The organism is Streptomyces sp. NPDC057950 (assembly GCF_042887295.1).
Lineage (GTDB): Bacteria > Actinomycetota > Actinomycetes > Streptomycetales > Streptomycetaceae > Streptomyces > Streptomyces kaempferi.
Map to the genome: position 1 here is coordinate 477,795 of NZ_JBHVPP010000001.1, position 17,896 is coordinate 495,690.

General features: G+C 72.6%; 15 protein-coding genes and 2 pseudogenes. 7 read left to right on the forward strand and 10 right to left on the reverse strand.

Going from position 1 to position 17,896, the window contains the following annotated elements; translation table 11 throughout:
* Positions 1-105: 105 nt before the first annotated feature.
* The 3 genes from ACFVTC_RS02175 to ACFVTC_RS02185 are packed head-to-tail and all read right to left on the reverse strand — an operon-like array spanning position 106 to position 2,620.
* Positions 106-780 (reverse strand): ABC transporter permease, encoded by a 675-nt coding sequence (locus ACFVTC_RS02175; protein WP_390122998.1) that lies wholly within the window; start codon positions 778-780, stop codon positions 106-108.
* The gene (locus ACFVTC_RS02180; protein WP_390123000.1) at positions 777-1,484 is read right to left on the reverse strand and encodes an ABC transporter permease; all 708 of its coding nucleotides are present in this window, start codon (positions 1,482-1,484) and stop codon (positions 777-779) included. Before ACFVTC_RS02180 ends, ACFVTC_RS02175 begins: the two co-directional genes overlap by 4 nt.
* On the reverse strand, positions 1,481-2,620 hold the full coding sequence (locus ACFVTC_RS02185) for an ABC transporter ATP-binding protein (RefSeq protein ID WP_390123003.1): 1,140 nt from the start codon (positions 2,618-2,620) through the stop codon (positions 1,481-1,483). The genes ACFVTC_RS02180 and ACFVTC_RS02185 overlap by 4 nt, the downstream gene beginning before the upstream one ends.
* 292 nt (positions 2,621-2,912) lie before the next feature.
* Between ACFVTC_RS02185 and ACFVTC_RS02190 the strand changes: the two genes are divergently transcribed.
* On the forward strand, positions 2,913-5,006 hold the full coding sequence (locus ACFVTC_RS02190; RefSeq protein ID WP_390123005.1) for a GH92 family glycosyl hydrolase: 2,094 nt from the start codon (positions 2,913-2,915) through the stop codon (positions 5,004-5,006).
* Positions 5,007-5,274: 268 nt separating this feature from the next.
* On the opposite strand, the gene ACFVTC_RS02195 is transcribed toward ACFVTC_RS02190, so the two are convergent.
* Positions 5,275-6,411, reverse strand: a complete 1,137-nt coding sequence (locus tag ACFVTC_RS02195; RefSeq protein WP_390123007.1) for a methyltransferase — start codon at positions 6,409-6,411, stop codon at positions 5,275-5,277.
* Positions 6,412-6,627: 216 nt separating this feature from the next.
* On the opposite strand from ACFVTC_RS02195, the gene ACFVTC_RS02200 reads away from it, so the two are divergent.
* Both ACFVTC_RS02200 and ACFVTC_RS02205 read left to right on the forward strand, forming a co-directional pair.
* A complete protein-coding gene (locus ACFVTC_RS02200; protein ID WP_390123009.1) occupies positions 6,628-7,332 on the forward strand; it encodes an alpha-ketoglutarate-dependent dioxygenase AlkB family protein in 705 nt (234 codons plus the stop codon).
* Positions 7,333-7,390: 58 nt separating this feature from the next.
* On the forward strand, positions 7,391-8,632 hold the full coding sequence (locus ACFVTC_RS02205) for an ROK family protein (RefSeq protein ID WP_390123011.1): 1,242 nt from the start codon (positions 7,391-7,393) through the stop codon (positions 8,630-8,632).
* A gap of 191 nt (positions 8,633-8,823) precedes the next feature.
* Here ACFVTC_RS02205 and ACFVTC_RS02210 read toward each other — a convergent pair.
* Positions 8,824-9,359: pseudogene (locus ACFVTC_RS02210) on the reverse strand (phosphotriesterase); the annotation flags it as partial.
* 11 nt (positions 9,360-9,370) lie between these two features.
* Positions 9,371-9,681 (reverse strand): annotated as a pseudogene (locus ACFVTC_RS02215) (DUF4865 family protein); the annotation flags it as partial.
* Between the two features lie 235 nt (positions 9,682-9,916).
* Between ACFVTC_RS02215 and ACFVTC_RS02220 the strand changes: the two are divergent.
* Genes ACFVTC_RS02220 through ACFVTC_RS02230 form a run of 3 tightly spaced genes read left to right on the forward strand, consistent with a single transcriptional unit; the run spans position 9,917 to position 13,538 of the window.
* The gene (locus ACFVTC_RS02220; RefSeq protein ID WP_390123013.1) at positions 9,917-10,225 is read left to right on the forward strand and encodes an SHOCT domain-containing protein; all 309 of its coding nucleotides are present in this window, start codon (positions 9,917-9,919) and stop codon (positions 10,223-10,225) included.
* Complete coding sequence (locus tag ACFVTC_RS02225) at positions 10,222-10,980, forward strand: ABC transporter ATP-binding protein (RefSeq protein ID WP_390123016.1); 759 nt, start codon at positions 10,222-10,224, stop codon at positions 10,978-10,980. The genes ACFVTC_RS02220 and ACFVTC_RS02225 overlap by 4 nt, the downstream gene beginning before the upstream one ends.
* Complete coding sequence (locus tag ACFVTC_RS02230; RefSeq protein WP_390123018.1) at positions 10,977-13,538, forward strand: ABC transporter permease; 2,562 nt, start codon at positions 10,977-10,979, stop codon at positions 13,536-13,538. Before ACFVTC_RS02225 ends, ACFVTC_RS02230 begins: the two co-directional genes overlap by 4 nt.
* 65 nt (positions 13,539-13,603) lie before the next feature.
* Here ACFVTC_RS02230 and ACFVTC_RS02235 read toward each other — a convergent pair whose 3' ends face one another.
* Both ACFVTC_RS02235 and ACFVTC_RS02240 read right to left on the reverse strand, forming a co-directional pair.
* Positions 13,604-14,128 carry an ATP-binding protein gene (locus ACFVTC_RS02235; protein WP_390123020.1) on the reverse strand — a complete coding sequence of 175 codons (525 nt, stop codon included), beginning with the start codon at positions 14,126-14,128 and terminating at the stop codon, positions 13,604-13,606.
* Positions 14,129-14,390: 262 nt separating this feature from the next.
* Positions 14,391-14,714 carry a hypothetical protein gene (locus tag ACFVTC_RS02240; RefSeq protein WP_168526651.1) on the reverse strand — a complete coding sequence of 108 codons (324 nt, stop codon included), beginning with the start codon at positions 14,712-14,714 and terminating at the stop codon, positions 14,391-14,393.
* A gap of 363 nt (positions 14,715-15,077) precedes the next feature.
* Here ACFVTC_RS02240 and ACFVTC_RS02245 point away from each other — a divergent pair, with 363 nt between their 5' ends.
* Positions 15,078-16,202, forward strand: coding sequence for a PLP-dependent cysteine synthase family protein (locus ACFVTC_RS02245; protein ID WP_390123022.1), 1,125 nt, complete (start codon positions 15,078-15,080; stop codon positions 16,200-16,202).
* A 178-nt stretch (positions 16,203-16,380) separates the two neighbouring features.
* Here ACFVTC_RS02245 and ACFVTC_RS02250 read toward each other — a convergent pair whose 3' ends face one another.
* On the reverse strand, positions 16,381-16,860 hold the full coding sequence (locus ACFVTC_RS02250) for an SRPBCC family protein (protein WP_390123024.1): 480 nt from the start codon (positions 16,858-16,860) through the stop codon (positions 16,381-16,383).
* Between the two features lie 110 nt (positions 16,861-16,970).
* Complete coding sequence (locus ACFVTC_RS02255) at positions 16,971-17,801, reverse strand: DeoR/GlpR family DNA-binding transcription regulator (RefSeq protein ID WP_390123026.1); 831 nt, start codon at positions 17,799-17,801, stop codon at positions 16,971-16,973.
* Between the last annotated feature and the right edge of the window lie 95 nt (positions 17,802-17,896).

Sequence of the window (17,896 nt, forward strand, 5' to 3'; positions counted from 1 at the left end):
CTTCGTGTGGCCGGGGCTGGCCGGGGGGGCTTGGGTGGGCGAGGGGACGCTTGTGGGGGGCCGGCCCCCGCCGGCCCCCCTGTTACGCTCACCCCACGCTTCTCGTCAGGCCGTACGGCGCCTGCGCACCCCGGGGGACACGGCCACCCGGGTGATGGCCCAGAACAGGACGAGCACGAGCAGCGCCAGCACCGCGGTGAGCGCGGCACCGCCCGCCACCTTCTCGTAGTTGCGCTGGTACAGGCCGTCCAGGATGTAGCGGCCGACCCCGCCCAGACTCACATAGGCCGCGATCGTCGCCGTCGACACGATCTGGATCGCGGCCGAACGCAGGCCGCTGAGGATCAGTGGCAGCGCCGCGGGCACCTCGACCTGGAACAGGATCTTGTGCTCCGCCATGCCCATGCCCCGGGCGGCGTCGACGGGCGACGGGTCCACGGTACGGATCGCCTCGTAGGTGGTGATGAGGATCGGGGGGATCGCCAGTACCACGAGCGGGATCATCACCGGCACGATGCCGAGGCCCAGCCAGACGAACATCAGCACCAGCAGCCCGAAGGTGGGCAGCGCGCGGGCGCCCGCCGACACGAACGCGAGCGCGTTGCCGCCCCGGCCGGTGTGACCGGTGGCCAGGCCGATCGGCAGACCGATGGCCGCGGCGATGGCGAGCGCCCCGGCCGTGTACTGGACGTGCTCCCACACGCGCTGCGGGATCCCGTCGTAGCCGTGCCAGTGGGACCCGTCGGTGAAGAAGGACTGCATGAAGTTCAGTACGTTCACGAGGCGTTCTCCGGTGTGCGGGTGGGGCCCGGGATCGTGGACGTACCGCGCCCGGCCCTGCGGGACGAGGGCGGCTGCCAGGGGGTGAGGACCCGCTGGAGCAGCACGAGCAGGGCGTCGACCAGCACCGCGAGCACGGCGGTGGTGACCACCGAGTTCACGGCGAGCAGCGGGCGGTGGTAGAGCATCGCGGTGGTCAGCAGATTGCCGAGCGCCCCCTGGTTGCCGATCAGCGACCCGACGCTGACCAGACTGATGCTGGAGGCCGTCGCCACCCGCAGCCCCGCCATGATCGCCGGTACGGCAATGGGCAGTTGGACCTGGAGGTAGCGGCGCACGGTTCCGATGCCCATCGCGGCCGCGGCCGCGTTCGTCTCCTCGGGGACCGAGCGGACGCCGTCGACGACCGCCGGGACGATCACCACGAGGCTGTACAGGCACAGCGGGATCATCACGGTGGTCCGGCTCAGACCCGTGTAGTCGATGAGCACCACGAAGAAGGCGATCGACGGGATCGCGTACAGCACCGTGGTGGTCCACAGCACCGGCGGATAGATCCAGCCGAAACGGACGCAGGCCAGTCCGACCGGCAGCGCCAGCAGGAGACCGACGAGCACGGGGACCAGCGCCTCCAGCATGTGGCCGCCGATCAGGCCGGCGTAGCTGCTCTGGAGATCGCTCGGGATGTCGAAGAAGCCGTTCATCGAACGGCCTTCGTGGGAGCGGACTCCTGCGGGGTGTCGGCGGCGCGCCGCTGCCTCGCCGCGCGGATCGCCGTGGCGACCGTCTCCTGTCCGGCGAGCCCCAGCACCCGTCCGGACGCGTCCACGCCGACCGCCTGACCCGTGGGGGACAGCACGGCCCGGTCCAGCGCGACCCGCAGCGAGTCGCGTCCCACCTCGAAGCCCTGCCCGTACGGCTCCAGGGTCTGCACCTCACCCGTCCACACCGTCAAGTCGGCCCAGCCCAGGGGCTTTCCGTCGGCGTCGGTGACCAGGACCGGTGCTTGAGCGGTCTTCTGTCCGGCCAGCTGCTTCCAGTCGGTGCCGACCGGGAAGACCTGGGAGCGGTCGAGCGCCAGATCGCGCGTGGACAGGAACGACAGACCGCGGATGCCGCGGTCGCCGCCGAGGAACTCCTCCACGAACGCGTCGGCGGGCGCCGACAGCAGTTCGTCGGGGGCGGCGAACTGGGCGAGTTTGCCACCGGTGCGCAGCACGGCCACTCGGTCGCCGACGGTGATGGCCTCGTCCATGTCGTGGGTGACGAACACGATGGCCTTGCCCAGTTCGCCCTGGATGCGCAGCAACTCCTCCTGCAGCCCCCGGCGGACGACAGGGTCGACCGCGGAGAAGGGCTCGTCCATCAGCAGGATCGGCGGGTCCGCCGCCAGCGCGCGGGCGACGCCGACGCGTTGCTGCTGACCGCCGGAGAGCTGGTACGGGTAGCGGCGGGCCATGCCCGGGTCGAGCCCGACCCGTTCCATCAGCTCCGCCGCACGGGCGCGGGCACGCTCCTTGGACCAGCCGAGCAGCCGCGGCACCGTGGCGATGTTGTCGAGGATCGTACGGTGCTGGAAGAGCCCGGCGTTCTGGATGACGTAACCCATGGACTGGCGCAGGGCGTTGACCGGCCGGCGCGTGATGTCCTCGCCGTCGACCCGGATCGTGCCGCTGCTGGGCTCGACCATGCGGTTGATCATGCGCAACGTGGTGGTCTTGCCGCACCCCGACGGTCCGACGAGCACGGTGATGGAGTGGTTCGGTATTTCTAGGGACAGGCGATCGACGGCCACCGTGCCGTCGGCGTATCGCTTGCTGACATCTTCGATGGCTATCAAGCGTCGAAACCCTTCGGGAACGGCTGTGACCGGACGTGACCGAATCACGTGCACGAGGGTGCGTAGTCTAGCCAGTTGGTCCGTACGTTCGGTCACCGCAGGGGGTTCTCCGTCGCGTGACGCCCAGGTGGAGTGCACCGCGCGACGGGAGCGGCCGCGGCCGGCGCGCTCTCCACCGGGCGGGTGACCTCCGGGCGTGGCGGCGCCGCGCGGTCGCCGGTGCCCGGTGAGACTGTCGCCCTCACGCCCGCCGCCCGGGGACGCAGTCCCTGCCACAGCCCGGAGAGACCTCGTGCGAATCCCCTTTCACCGGGCCGCGCTGGCCGGCGCCGCCGTCCTCGTCGTGTCGACGACCGCTCCGACCACGCCCGCCGTCGCGGACGACACGGTCGCCGATCCGGCGCGGTATGTGAACCCCTTCGTCGGCACCGCGCCCGGAGGAGCCGATTTCGGCCACGGCGGCGGTGCCGGGAACACCTTCCCCGGAGCGACGGCACCGCTCGGCGGAGTGCAGTGGAGCCCGGACACGGTGGTCTACCAGCATGGCGGCTACGCGTACGGGGACAACCGGATCAGAGGGTTCAGCCTCACCCACCTCTCCGGAGCCGGGTGCAAGGACTACGGCAACGTGCCCTTCATGCCCCTGCTCGACGGCGACACGACCGGGCAGGCCACCTTCTCCCACACCCATGAGCAGGCGTCGCCCGGCAGTTACCGGGTCACGTTCGACAACGGCATCCGCACCGAACTCGCCGCCACCCAGCGCTCCGGCGTCGCCCGCTTCACCTACCCGGCCACCGCCGGCCGGCCCGCGGCGCTGAGCGTCGACGCGGGCAAGGCGTTCAACGCGGCCACCGGAACGGTCGACATCGGCACCAACACCCTGTCCGGCTACACGGACAGCGGAGGCTTCTGCAAGTCGCACAACCGCTACCGGCTCCACTTCCACGCCACGTTCGACCACCCCTTCGCCCGCGCCGCCCACCCGGACGGCCGACCCGGCGCGGCCCTGGTCTCCTTCGGCCCCGGGGTCCGCACGGTGACCGTGCGGGTCGGCGTCTCGTTCGTCGACACCGAGGGCGCGCTGCGCAACGTCACGGCCGAGCAGCGGGGGCGCCCGTACGACGAGGTCCGGCGGGCCGCCCGCGCCCGCTGGAACGACTGGCTCGGCCGGATCGCCGTCGGCGGCGGCACCGAGGTCCAGCGCCGTGTCTTCTACACCGCCCTCTACCACGCGCTCCTGCACCCCAGCGCGTTCAGCGACACCGACGGCCGGTACCCCGGCACGGACGGCGCCGTGCACCGCACCCGCGCGGGACACGTCCAGTACGCCGACTTCTCCGGCTGGGACGTCTACCGCTCCCAGGTCCAGCTGCTCGCCCTGCTGGCCCCGGGCGAGGCCTCGGATATCGCCCAGTCCGTCCTCGACCAGGGCCTCCAGGCCGGCTACTTCGACCGCTGGACCGTCGCGAACGGCGGCACCGGCGTCATGGTCGGCGATCCGCTGCCGGTGATCGCCGCCGCCGTGCACGCCTTCGGCGCCACCGGCTTCGACGCCCGCGGCCTGCTGCGCGCCGCCATGGCGGGCCGCGAGGACGAGCGCCAGCGGCCCGGACACCAGCAGTACGACACCCTCGGCTACGTTCCCGCCGGCGCCAAGGGTGTGTGGGGTCCGGCGGCCACCACGCTCGAATACGCCGTCTGCGACTACGCGTTGGCCCAGCTCGCCGAGCGGCTCGGCGACACCGCCGCGTACCGCACCCTGTCGAAGGCGTCCGGGAACTGGCGCAACCTCTTCAACCCTGCCACCGGCTACCTCCAGCCGCGTGCCGCCGACGGCAGCTGGCCGGCCTTCCACCCCGCCCAGACCACCGACTACGTGGAGGGCAACGCCGCCCAGTACACCTGGATGGTCCCGCACGACCTGCCCGGCCTCTTCCGTCTGATGGGCGGCAGCGCCGCGGTCACGGGCCGCCTCGACACCTTCTTCTCCCGGCTCAACGCGGGCGGTACCGAGCCGTACGCCTACCTGGGCAACGAGCCCTCCTTCGACACCCCTTGGGCGTACGACTACGCGGGCCGTCCCGACCGAGCCCGTGCCACCGTCCGCCGCGCCCTGGCCGGTCTGTTCGCCGACCGCCCGGACGGGCTCGTCGGCAACGACGACCTCGGCGCGATGTCCTCCTGGGCGGTCTGGGCCGCCCTGGGCATGTACCCGCAGACGCCCGGCACCGGGCGACTGGCCCTGGCGGAGCCCCTCTTCCCCACCATCACCCTGCACCGACCGGGCAGCCCCAAGATCGCGATCAAGGCGCCCGACGCCTCGGCCACCACCCTCGACCTGAGCACGCTCACCCGCACGGCGGACACGCGCAAGGGCCTGTGACGAACGAGGCGGCCCAGTGCCGCGCCGGGCAACGCCAGCCCCGCCACGAGGACTTCCGGCCGGCACACCGAGAGCACGCACCGGACGCCGGTCCCTGAAGGGCGGACGTTGTCCGCCTACCTCGCGGGCCGCTCCGAGGCGGTCGACTCCCGCAGCTGTCTGACTGTGGGGCGGGAGTCGATGGCACGGGCGGTGACGCGTCTCGTCGGCGTCGTCGGCGCACCTCCACCACGCGACGGATGACGACGCGGCCGAATGCGGCGCGGTGTTACTTCCTGACGGCCCGCAGCACCACGAACTTCGCGTCGCTGGCCACGAGTTCACTGTTGCCGAACAGCCGGCGCAGCTTCAGGTGATAGCCGAGGTGACGATTCCCGATCACCCACAGCTCGCCCCCGGGCCGCAGCGCGCGGCGCGCCTCCGCGAACATCCGCCAGGCGGTGGCGTCGGTCGTCGCCTGGTGCGAGTGGAACGGCGGATTGTTCACGACGAGGTCCACGCTCTCCGCCGGGATCCCGGTCAGTCCGTCGCCGACGCGGAACTCCGCGCCGTCGCCGTCCCCGGCGTTCGCCCGGTACGTCTCGCGCGCGGAGGCGACGGCCTGGTACGACTCGTCCACGAACAGCACCTCGGCCGCCGGATTGGCCAGCGCGATCGCCGTACCGACGACCCCGTTGCCGCAGCCCAGATCCACGACACGCTCGGCGCCGCGGCTGCGCGGCAGGTGCTGGAGGAGGAACCGGGTGCCGACGTCGAGACGGTCGGCGCAGAACACACCCGCGTGGTTGGTCACGGTGCGGCCGGAGACCGGGCCGACGCCGTCGGGCAGCTGGTAGCGGTACGGCCACGGGTTGGCTTCGCGCGCGAGTCCCTGGAACGGGGTGCAGAAGATCAGCCGGGCCTTCTTCTCGGCCAGCGAGGTGCGGGTCGGGCCGAGGACGCGCTCGAAGAGGCGCAGCGTCGACGTGTGGATCTCCTTGACCATGCCCGTGCCGACGACGACGGTTCCCTCGTGCACGCCGGGTGCCAGCCGGTGCAGCTGGTCCTCCAGCAGGGCGAGGCTCCTCGGTACCCGGACGAGGAGCACGTCGATGCGGTCCGGCGGTGCGTCCTGGGTGGTGAGGAGGCGTACCGCGTCCGCGGTGGCGCCGTTGCGGGCCAGGTTCGCGCGGGTCGCCTCCTGGGTGAGGAACGAGTCGGTGATCTGCGTGGGCCGGTGCTCCGACAGCGCCGTGGTGAGCGCGCCCCAGCGGTCACCGGCCACCACGACCGTCCCGGACAGCGCGGTGCCGCTCTCCGCGAGGTGTCGCAGCAGATACGTGTCGGCCGCGTCCCAGGCACGCAGCTGGTCGCGGGGGTCCTCGGGGAAGCGGGTCAGCGCGTACTCGGCCCAGGGTGTCGTCATCCGGTCGTTCATCGTGGGTCCAGGCTATCCGAGCACGGCCCCGCCCCCGGCCGGCGAGCACCACGGGCCGACGGAGAACGTTCCCGGAGAGGGGGGAGACGGGGGAGACGGGGGAGACGGAGGAGACGGGGGAAACGGAGGAGACGGGGGAAACGGAGGAGACGGGGGAAACGGAGGAGACGGGGGAGGCTCGGGCGATGCGTGATGATGGGGTCCATGGACGGTGAGCTGTTTCCCCGTACCCGGACGGAGGTCGCGCCGGGCGCGGTGCACCTGCCCGACTGGCTCGACGCCGGCCTCCGGCGGGAGCTGCTGGAGGCATGCCGGGCCTGGGCCCGTCCACCGGCCGGACTGCGCACGGTCCGCACTCCCGGCGGCGGCACGATGACCTCACGCCAGGTGTGTCTCGGCTGGCACTGGTACCCGTACCGGTACGCGCGCACGGCCGTTGACGGCGACGGCACCCCCGTGAAGCCCTTCCCGGCGTGGCTGGGAGAGCTGGGGCGGCGCGCGGTGACGGACGCGCTCGGCGCCGACGCGGTGACGGAGGCGTACGACATTGCGCTGATCAACTTCTACGGCGCGGACGCCCGTATGGGCATGCACCGCGACGCCGACGAGCGGTCGGACGCGCCGGTCGTGTCGCTGAGCCTCGGCGACACCTGCGTCTTCCGGTTCGGGAACGCCGAGTCGCGGACGAAGCCCTACACGGACGTGGAACTGCGCAGCGGGGACCTCTTCGTGTTCGGCGGGGCCTCCCGGTCGGCCTACCACGGGGTGCCCCGGGTGTACGCGGGCACGGCGCCGCCCGAACTCGGGCTGACCGGGCGCCTGAACATCACCCTCCGGGTGAGCGGCTTCCCGGCCGGGCCGGGCACCGCGGGTGACGGGACGGTGAGCGGAACGTCACGTCGGCGGTGAGGGTTTCCAGGCGGCCGGGCGGGTCACCGTTCGAGCGGATCATGGGAGACTCGCCCTCATGAACGGCAAGGCGGGCCCCCGGGTGGCGGGGGAAGGGAACACGCGGACGCGGCTGGACCGGGGGCGCGGCGCGCTCGGGCCGGCGCTCGAGCTGGTGCACACCGGACGTGCGCCGACGCGAGCCGTGCTCACCGCCGAGCTGGGGGTGACCCGGGCGACCGCGGGCGCGGTGGCCGCGGAGCTCGAGGCGCTGGGGCTGATCCGGGTCGACGCGCGTCCGGGGGCGGCGGCCGGTTCGCAGGGGCGGCCCTCGCACCGTCTCGAAGTCGCCGAGGACGGGCCGGTCGCGCTCGCCGCGCAGGTGCACGCCGACGGCTTCCGGGCCGCGTTGGTCGGTCTCGGCGGCCGGATCGTCGCCACCGCGCCGGGCTGCGAGACCGTCGACGCCGATCCGGCGAAGGTGCTCGGCTCCGTCGTCGAGGCGGGCGCCGAACTGCTGCGCGCGACCGGACGGCGCTGCGTGGGCGCCGGACTGGCCGTGCCGTCGGCGGTCGCCGAACCGGACGGACTCGCCCTCAACCCGCTGCACCTGGCTTGGCCCGCGGGCGCCCCTGTACGTCAGATCTTCGCCGAGCGGGTGCGCGCGGCGGGCATCGAGGGGCCGGCCTTCGCGGCCAACGACGTCAACCTCGCCGCCCTCGCCGAACACCGGCACGGAGCAGGCCGCGGCTCCCGCGACCTGCTCTGCGTCGCCACCGGGCACCGGGGCGTCGGTGGCGCGCTGGTGCTCGACGGACGCCTGCACACCGGCAGTTCGGGCCTCGCCCTCGAAGTCGGCCACCTCACCGTCAACCCCGAGGGCCGCCCCTGCTACTGCGGCAGCCGCGGCTGCCTGGACGTCGAGGCCGATCCCCTCGCGTTCCTCACGGCGGCGGGCCGCGACCCGGGCCCCGAGGTGTCACTGCTCGAGGAGTCCAACGCCCTCATCCGCAACCACTACACCGACCTCTCCGTACGCACGGCCACCGAGGCGCTGATCGACCGGCTGGGCCTCGGACTCGCGGGACTGGTCAACATCCTCAATCCCGACCGGATCATCCTCGGCGGGCTGCACCGCACCCTCCTCGACGCCGACCCGGACCGACTGCGCGCCGTCGTCGCCGACCGCAGCCTGTGGGGCCAGAGCGGCGGCGTCCCGATCCTCGCCTGCACACTGGACCACAACAGCCTGGTGGGAGCCGCCGAGTTGGCGTGGCAGCCGGTGCTGGACGATCCGCCCTCGGCGCTGGCCCCCGCCTGAGACGACCGAGGCGAGACCGGTTCAACTCTTGCGCGGCCCCGCGGCCCCGCGGCGCCGCCTGCCCACCCCCGACGCGATCCGCTGGAACGCCTGCTCACGCAGGTGACCGCAGGTGTCCGTTTGACGTCGGCTCGCGCAGGTGTCCGTCCGATGCCGGGCTCGCGCGGGCGACCCATCGGCGCAGGCGCCGGTCACCTCTCGGCCGGTCCGACGGCGGGGAAGTGGCGATGCCACTCCACGGCGAAGGTTGCCCGGGGTTCTCGGTGAGGACGCGTTCCACCAGCTCGCTTCCCAGGACGAGTTCGAGTCCCGGCCGGACGCGGCGCGGCGGATACGGCAGTCCCGGACCGCCGTTGACCGAGCGCGCTCCCGCGGTGGTCGTGTCGCCCCCCAGCAGCAGGCGGTCGCCGAAGTCCGCGTCGGTGAGCGCCCGGAGGGCGTCGGGCATGCGCCAGTCGGTGGCGTGGTTGGCCCGGGAGGGGCCGTCGAAGGCCAGGTACGCACCGGCCTCGGCGGCCTGACGGCGCACCACGAAGTCCGGCGAACGGTTCAGGTTGCCCAGGATCACCCGGTGCGGGGGAACGTCCAACTCCCCGCACAGCAGGTCGAGTACGTCGAGACCGGCCGTGCCCGGTTCCAGGTGCACGGCGATCGGTGCCCCCGTGGCCCGGTGGGCCTCGGCCGTGGCGGTCACCGTCCAGCGGGCGCGCGCGTCCAGGCCGTGGAAGTCGGCCCGAGACCGGCCGGCCGCCCGGCCCCGGCCGCCGCGTCCGCCATCACCCCGGACAGCTCCGTTCCCTCCGGCACGGTCAGCCTGCGCCGGACCGCGACCCGCACCGCGACCCGCGCCGGGCGCCGGCGGCGGAGCCCTCCTCGTACGCGAGGCCCGTCCAGCGCTGCACCACCGGCCTCTCGAAGTCGTCGACGAGCCCCTGGAAGGCGCCGCCCCAGAGGAAGGAGTTCATGCCCTCGACGGTGTTCCACAGGTAGCACGGCGCGTACCGGTTGACCGACGACCCGTGCACCCCGCGCTCGCGCATCAGATGCGTACAGACCAGTAAGTACAGAAGTGCATACCAGTAGGTACAGACGCTGGTCGGGTGAGGAGGCAGCCACAGGCCGGTGAGGAGGAAGCCACGGGCCGGACCGGCGGAAGCAGCCGAGGCCGCCCCGCGTACTCCCGCTGAGGTACGCGAACTGCCGCCGGCCGTACGACGACCCGGGGGCCCCGAGAGAGCGACTCTCTAGGCGATACAGCGGACCCCGACGAGGAGATGACCCGAGATGCAGACCCTGGCGAACTGGGACGGCGGCCCCGGGCCGTGGATCCTCTTCCTTCCCCTGGTGTGGGCGGCCGCCGTCATCGGCGTGGTGACCGTTCTTCGCCGTACTGCCTGGCGCGGTGGCCGCGGACCGTGGCGCGCGCGGGGCGACCTCGGTCCGGCCGGGGCCTCCCGGGTGACCGGCGACTCGCCGGTCGCCGTGCTCGGCCGCCGCTTCGCATCCGGCGAGATCGACGAGGACGAGTACTGGCGCCGGCTCTCCGTGCTCGACGAGCAGTTCGGGCTCACCGGCAAGGGCGGAGCGGCATGAGCACGCTGAACTCGACACGTCCGGCCGCGGGCGTCACCGACGCCGTGAAGGTGTACGGCGGCGGCGACACCGCCGTACGGGCCCTCGACGGGGTGAGCGTCGGCTTTCCGGCCGGCCGCTTCACCGCGATCATGGGGCCCTCGGGCTCCGGCAAGTCCACCCTGATGCACTGCGCGGCGGGCCTGGACACGCTCACCGCCGGCACCGCTTTCATCGGGGGCACCGAGTTGAGCACGCTCGACGACCGGCGCCTCACCCTGCTGCGCCGCGATCACGTGGGCTTCGTCTTCCAGGCGTTCAACCTGGTCCCGACGCTCACCGTCGCGGAGAACATCACGCTGCCCCTGGACCTCGCCGGGGCCAAGGGGTCCCCCGAGTGGATCGACGGACTCATCGACGTCGTGGGCCTGCGCGACCGGCTCCACCACCGCCCCTCCGAGCTCTCCGGCGGGCAGCAGCAACGCGTCGCCGTGGCACGGGCGTTCGCCGGCCGGCCCGACGTCGTCTTCGCCGACGAACCCACCGGGAACCTCGACTCGCGGGCCGGCGGTGAGGTCCTCGACCTGCTGGGCACCGCCGTCCGCCGGATGAACCGCACGGTCGTCATGGTCACCCACGATCCGGTGGCCGCGGCCCACGCCGACGAGGTCGTCTTCCTCGCGGACGGCCGCCTCGTGGACCGGTTGCGGTCCCCGACCGCCGACAAGGTGCTGGACCGCATGAAGGCCCTCGACACCAAGGGGGCGCCCGCGTGAACGCCTCGCTCCGCGTCAGCGTCGCCTCCCTGCGCGCCCACGGACGACGCTTCGCCGGTACGTTCGTGGCGGTGTTCCTCGGCGTCGCCTTCCTGACCGGAACGCTGGTCATGGGCGACACCCTGCGGGCCAGTTTCGACACCATGTTCGGCAACGCGGCCAAGGGCACCGACGCGGTCGTCCGCGGCGCCGACACCATCACCACGCCCGGCGAGAGCCAGGGCGTCCGGCGGCCCGTGGACATCGCCCTGGTCAGGACGATCGAGAAGGTCCCCGGAGTGGCCGCCGCCGAGCCCGACATCGAGGGCGCGGGCCAGCTCGTCGACGCGCACGGCAAGCCCATCGGCGGCCAGGGCCCGCCCACCCTCGCGGGCAACTGGATCGAGGACCCCGGGCTCAACGCGTACCGGATCGCCGAAGGCCGCGCCCCCGCGAAGTCCGGCGAGGTCGTGGTCAACCGAGGCGCCGCGAAGAAGGGCGGCCTGGGGATCGGCGACACCACGACGCTGCGCACCCCCGACCCCGTCAGGGTGACGATCGTGGGCCTCGCGACCTTCGGCGGTGAGGACGGCATGGCGCAGGTGACCTTCACCGGCATGACACGGGCCGACGCCGAGAAGTACCTCACCGCGAAGCCCGGCGAGGCCGCGGGCATCCGGGTACGGGCGGCCCCCGGAGTCGGCCAGGAGGAGCTCGTCGCCGGTCTGACGCGGCAGCTGCCCGCCGGCGTCGAGGCGATCACCGGTCAGGCGTCGGCGCAGGAGAACACCGACATGATCTCCAGCCGTTTCCTGACCGTCTTCACCACCTTCCTGCTCGTCTTCTCCGGCGTCGCCCTGCTCGTCGCGACCTTCTCCATCCACAACACCTTCGCGATCGTCGTCGCCCAACGCACGCGCGAGAACGCCCTGTTGCGTGCTCTCGGCGCCTCCCGCCGCCAGGTGACCGTCTCGACCCTGGTGGAGGCGAGCGTCGTCGCCGTGACCGCGTCGGCCGTCGGCCTCGGGGGCGGTATCGGCATCGCTGCCGGACTCCAGGCGCTCTTCCCGGCCATCGGTTTCCCCTTCCCGTCCGGTGACCTGGTGATCAGCGGGCTGTCCCTGCTGCTGCCCCTCGCGGTCGGGGTGGTGGTCTGTCTCGGCTCCGCGCTGCTGCCCGCCGTACGCGCCGGACGCACCGCACCCCTGGCGGCGCTGCGCGAGACAGCCGTCGACCGGTCCGGGGCCTCACGGGCACGGACCGCCGTGGGTGCGGCGCTGGCCGTGCTCGCGGCGGGGGCCACCCTGACCGGCGTACTGGCCGGCCCCTCCCTGTGGCTCGCGGGCCTCGGCGCCGTACTGGCGCTCGCCGCCTTCGTGGTCCTCGGCCCGGTCGCGTCCTCGACGGCCGTACGTGTCATCGGCGTCCCCCTCGACCGGTTGCGGGGCATCACGGGTTCACTCGCCCGGCGCAACGCGCTGCGCAGCCCCGAACGGACCGCGGCCACCGCGAGCGCCCTGATGGTCGGCGTCGCCGTCGTCTCGCTCTTCACGGTCTTCGGCGCCTCGTTGAAGGCCACCATGGACCACACGGTCTCCCGGTCCTTCGCAGGGGACGTGGCCGTGAGCACACCGTCGTTCGGCGCGGGCGGCAGCGGGCTGAGCCCGGGGCTGGCCCCCGCGATCGCGCGGCAGCCCGCCGTGAAGTACGCCGTCGGACTGGGCCGTGGCGTCGCCGAGGTCGACGGGAAGGGCCGCGCCCTGACCGTCACCGATCCGGCGGTGCTCGGCAGGGTCTTCGACCTCGGCGCGGTACGCGGCTCGCTCGACCACCTCGGTGCCGACGGGATCGCCGTCACCAGGAGCGAGGCCGTCAGGCAGCACCTCACGACCGGTGACACCGCCCGGCTGGCCTTCACCGACGGCAGGCAGGTGGATTTCACCGTCCGCGCGGTGTACGGGCGTTCGGAACTCGCGGGCGACTACGTCATCACCCGCGCCGCTTGGGCTCCGCACCGCACCCAGGACGCCGACACGCTCGTCGCCGTCACCTTCCGGGACGGGGTGAGCGCGGCCGACGGCAAGGCCGCGGTGAAGCGGGTGGCCGCCCGGTACGGCGACCCCGAGGTGCAGACCCGTGACGAGTACGCACAGTCCTCGGCCGGCGGCGTCGACATGATGCTGACCCTGGTCTACGCGCTGCTCGCGCTCGCGGTGCTCATCGCCCTGCTCGGTATCGCCAACACCCTGACCCTCGCGATCCACGAACGCACCCGGGAACTCGGTCTGTTGCGGGCGGTCGGACAGACCCGTGCGCAACTGCGCGCCATGGTCCGCTGGGAGTCGGTCCTCGTCGCCGCCTTCGGCACGGCGGGCGGCCTCGCCCTCGGTGCCTTCCTCGGCTGGGTCCTGGTGAAGGCGTCCGACGGCGCGTCGGACAGCGCCTTCACCTTCGCGGTGCCGTCCGTCCGACTCCTCGTGGTGGCGCTGGTGGGCCTCGCGGCCGGAGCCCTCGCGGGTGTGCGTCCGGCCCGACGGGCGGCACGCCTGGACGTGCTGCGGGCCATCGGCACGGAGTGAGCCGCCGGGGACCGTCGTGCCCCCCGCTCCGGTCCGTGGCGTACGGGAAGGGGGTCACCGCCCGGTCAGCCGACAACGGCCGACCGGGCGGGAGCGTGTTCGGACCTGCGCCCGTCCAGCGGGTCGACGGCGTGCCGGAGGGTGGGCTCGCGGAGCGTGTCGTACGGCGCGAGGACGGGCGGCGCCACCGCTGGCGAGGGCGCCGGAAGGGTGAACCACACGACCTTGCCCGACTCCCCGTCCGGTCGCACGCCCCAGCTCTCGCTGACGGCGGCGACCATCGCCAGGCCCCGCCCGCCGGTGGCGGTGGGGCCGGCGTCCCGCAGTTCGGGCAGGCGGGGGTCGTGGTCGTGCACCGAGACCGTGAGCCGGTCGAGCAGCAGCTCGATCTCCACGGTGCACACCTTGTCCGGCTGGGCGTGCAGGTGAACGTTGGTCAGCAGTTCGGTCACGCCGAGCGCGGCGCGGTCGATCAAGGGGTCCAGATGCCAGTAGCGCAATTGCGCAGAAACGATTCTGCGGACCTGGCCGATCCGCGACGGCAGGGCTTGGAGCTCCACCGTGCAATGCCTGTTCGGCTGGCTGATCACGGCTGCGACTCCCCGAATTGAGGTCCGGAAGAAGGCGGAGATCGAATCCAGCAGAGTGGCTGAGTGGGGCAGCCGCCTGCTGTGGTGACCGGCGGCTGGTTCGCAGCGTTATCGCCGGTAAACCCAGAGTGATGTGAGAACAGCGTGACTCAGAGGGTGCCGTCCCGCAACTCGCGGCACGTTCGGCGGACACGGCCCGTGCGCCGGGCCGTCGCGTGGCCGGAGCGAAGGGGCTCCCGTCGCGGCCGTCACGGCCACCACGTCAGCCGCTGCTCCCCGCCGCCCTGCGTACCGCCTCGATGAACCGGCGTGCCGAAGGCGGACCCGGTTTTCCCGGCGCGGGATCGTGCTCGCCGAGCGTGAGCGAGTAACGCGTGCCGTTGACGTCCGCCAACGCCCGGTCCTCGGGTGCGAACCAGGGCCGTGAGGCCCGCACCGCCTGCACCGGGGCACTGTCGATCTCGCTGCCGTAGCTGGTGAGCAGCTCCAGCCTGCCGTCGCTGATCCTGACCTGTCCGGCCCGGGTGAGCGAGCGCAGCCTCTTCCCGATCCGCACGCCCGTGGCCGTGAACTCCGGCTCCGCCATGATGCCCCGCCCCCTTGTGCGCCTCGGCTGTGCCCTGTCCCGGATCCCGCGCGTGCTGCGGTCCGGTGTGCGCACCCGGCGCGGGAGGGTCGTCCCGTGCGGTGCGGTCGGACGCGGGCAGCGTCCCGTGCGGTGCAGTCTGCCCGCAGGCAGCGGCGAGCACCAGTGCGCGCGACGAGGTGACAGCGGGGACGGGAGCACTCGCCCGGGTGCGCCCCCATCGCTTCGGACATCCTGCCCCAGGGGTCCCTTTGAGCCGCTCAAAGACGTGTTTATGCAGGTGAGAAGCGTGTGCAAGGTGTCTATGATCGGGGCGTCCGACCATCTGAACCGGCGTCGGCGCGATGCGTAAGGAGCCCCGCCGTGAGCAGCCCTCAGCAGATCCGGACCGGCGAAACCCTCGACGTCGACCACAGCGACGCGCGGTACCGGACCTGGCTCAAAGAGGCCGTCCGCAAGGTGCACGCCGACGCGAACCGCTCCGCCGACACGCACCTGCTGCGCTTCCCGCTGCCCGAGGCGTGGGGCATCGACCTGTATCTGAAGGACGAGTCGACCCACCCCACCGGGAGCCTCAAGCACCGGCTCGCCCGTTCGCTCTTCCTCTACGGCCTGTGCAACGGCTGGATCCGTCCGGGCCGTCCGGTGATCGAGGCGTCCAGCGGCTCGACGGCCGTCTCCGAGGCATACTTCGCGAAGCTCGTCGGAGTGCCTTTCATCGCGGTGATGCCGCGCACGACGAGCGCCGAGAAGTGCCGCCTGATCGAGTTCCACGGCGGGCAGTGCCACTTCGTGGACGACTCCCGCAGGATGTACGAGGAGTCCGCCGCCCTCGCGGTCGAGACCGGCGGCCACTACATGGACCAGTTCACCTACGCGGAACGCGCCACGGACTGGCGCGGGAACAACAACATCGCCGAATCCATCTTCCGGCAGCTGGAGTTGGAACGTTTTCCGGAGCCCGCGTGGATCGTCGCCACGGCCGGCACCGGCGGCACCTCGGCGACCCTCGCGCGCTACGTCCACTACATGCAGTACGACACCCGCATCTGCGTCGCCGACCCGGAGAACTCGTGCTTCTTCGAGGGCTGGACCACCGGCGATCCGGACGTCACCTGCGACTGCGGCTCGCGGATCGAGGGCATCGGCAGGCCCCGGATGGAACCGAGTTTCGTACCCGGCGCCATCGACCGGATGATGAAGGTGCCCGACGCCGCGACCGTGGCGGCCGTACGGGCACTGGAACAGGCCATCGGCCGCAAGGCGGGCGGTTCGACCGGCACCGGACTGTGGAGCGCGCTGAAGATCGTCGCCGAGATGGTGACCGAGGGACGCAACGGCAGTGTCGTGACCCTGCTGTGCGACCCGGGGGACCGGTATCTGGACAAGTACTACTCGGACACGTGGCTGGCCGACCAGGGCCTGGACATCACGCCCTACACGACCGCCATCGCGTCACTCCTGAAGACGGGCGTCTGGCCCGACTGAACCCGAGTCGCGTACGCGCGCCGGGCGTACCGTCGCGGCAGGCGGCAGGCGGCAGGCGGCAGGCGGCAGGCGGCAGGCGGCAGGCGGCAGGCGGCAGGCGGCAGGCGGCAGGCGGCAGGCGGCAGGCGACGCACGACACACGACGCACGACACGCGACAGGCGACGCACACGCCGGTTCTACGCGGGTGTCGCCGCCAGCCGCCGGTCCAGCGCCGTGAGCGCGTCCCGGAAGGCCCGGCCGAGACCCGCCCGGCCCACCTTCAGAGCCACCCGGAAGGGAGCCGTCCCGTCGGCGGCGAAGGTCCACTGGACCCGTGTGCCCCTCCCGGCCGGCGTCAGCCGCCACTCCTCGACCAGGGCACGGGCGCCGGGCGCGTTCGTGACGTCCACCCGGTACGCGTACACCTCGGGGGCCCGGGACACGAGTACGGTCTCCTGGAAACGGGTGCCGCCACGGAGCCGGACCTCACGCCCGGTGCCGTCCCCGCTCGGCCGCGCGAGCGTCACGGCCGAGAACCACTCGCTCCAGCCGGACACGTCCTCGGCCAGGGCCCGGAAGACGGCCCCCGGAGGAGCGGTCATCTCGCGGGCGAAGACCAGGCGCAGGGGAGCGGTCCCGGCGAATTCGGGACCCACCGGGCGCAGACGGCGTGCCATGGGCGAAACCCCCTGATGGGAACGGCGTCCCGGGCGCGGGCGGCCAGGGACCGGAGCGCGCCCGTACCGCCGACCGCCGCACGAGCAGCGTCACCCTAGCTGGCGGCCCGTCAGATGTCTGTACCGTCCGCCGGCTCACCGGCCACCACGAGGTGTGTCGGGTGTTCGGCGATCTCCGCGCGTGCCTCGGCCGACAGCCCGGCGTCCGTCACCAGCGTGTCGACCTGTTCCAGCGCGGCGAACGAACTCAGCCCCACTGTGCCCCACTTGGTGTGGTCGGCGACCACCACGACACGCCGTGCCGACTGCACCAGCCGCCGGTTGGTCTCCGCCTCCGCCAGGTTCGGGGTGGACAGGCCCGCCTCCACGGATATCCCGTGCACCCCCAGGAACAGCACGTCGAAGTGGAGCGCGGCGATGGCCTGATCGGCCACCGGACCGACGAGCGAGTCGGACGGCGTACGCACCCCGCCGGTCAGGACGACCGTGGCCGCGCCCTGTCGCTGACCGGAGACGCGCTGCGCGGCGTGGAACACGTCGGCCACCCGCACCGAGTTGGTGACCACGGTCAGGTCCGGCACGTCCAGGAGCCGATGGGCCAGCGCGTACGTCGTCGTACCGCCCGAGAGCGCGATCGCGGTGCCCGGCACGACCAGCTGGGCGGCGGCCCGCGCGATGTCCTCCTTGGCGGTCAGCTCCAGACCCGACTTGGCCTCGAAACCCGGCTCGTGCGTACTCGCCTCGGCCACCGGCACCGCTCCGCCGTGCACCTTCTCCACCACGCCCTGGCGCGCGAGAGCGTCGAGGTCGCGGCGGACCGTCATGTCGGAGACCCCGAGTTTGCGCGTCAGTTCGTTCACCCTGACGCCGCCCCGGCGCCTCACCTCGTCGAGGATCAGGGCGCGACGCTGCTCCGCGAGGAGGTTCTGATTCTCACTCACGTCCGCTCCGGTCCTTTCGTCCGACCTGCCCGACACTCCGTCCGAACCCACTCCCACGTGGCCGTTCTCCCTCTCCGAGGCCTGCAGGACGACCC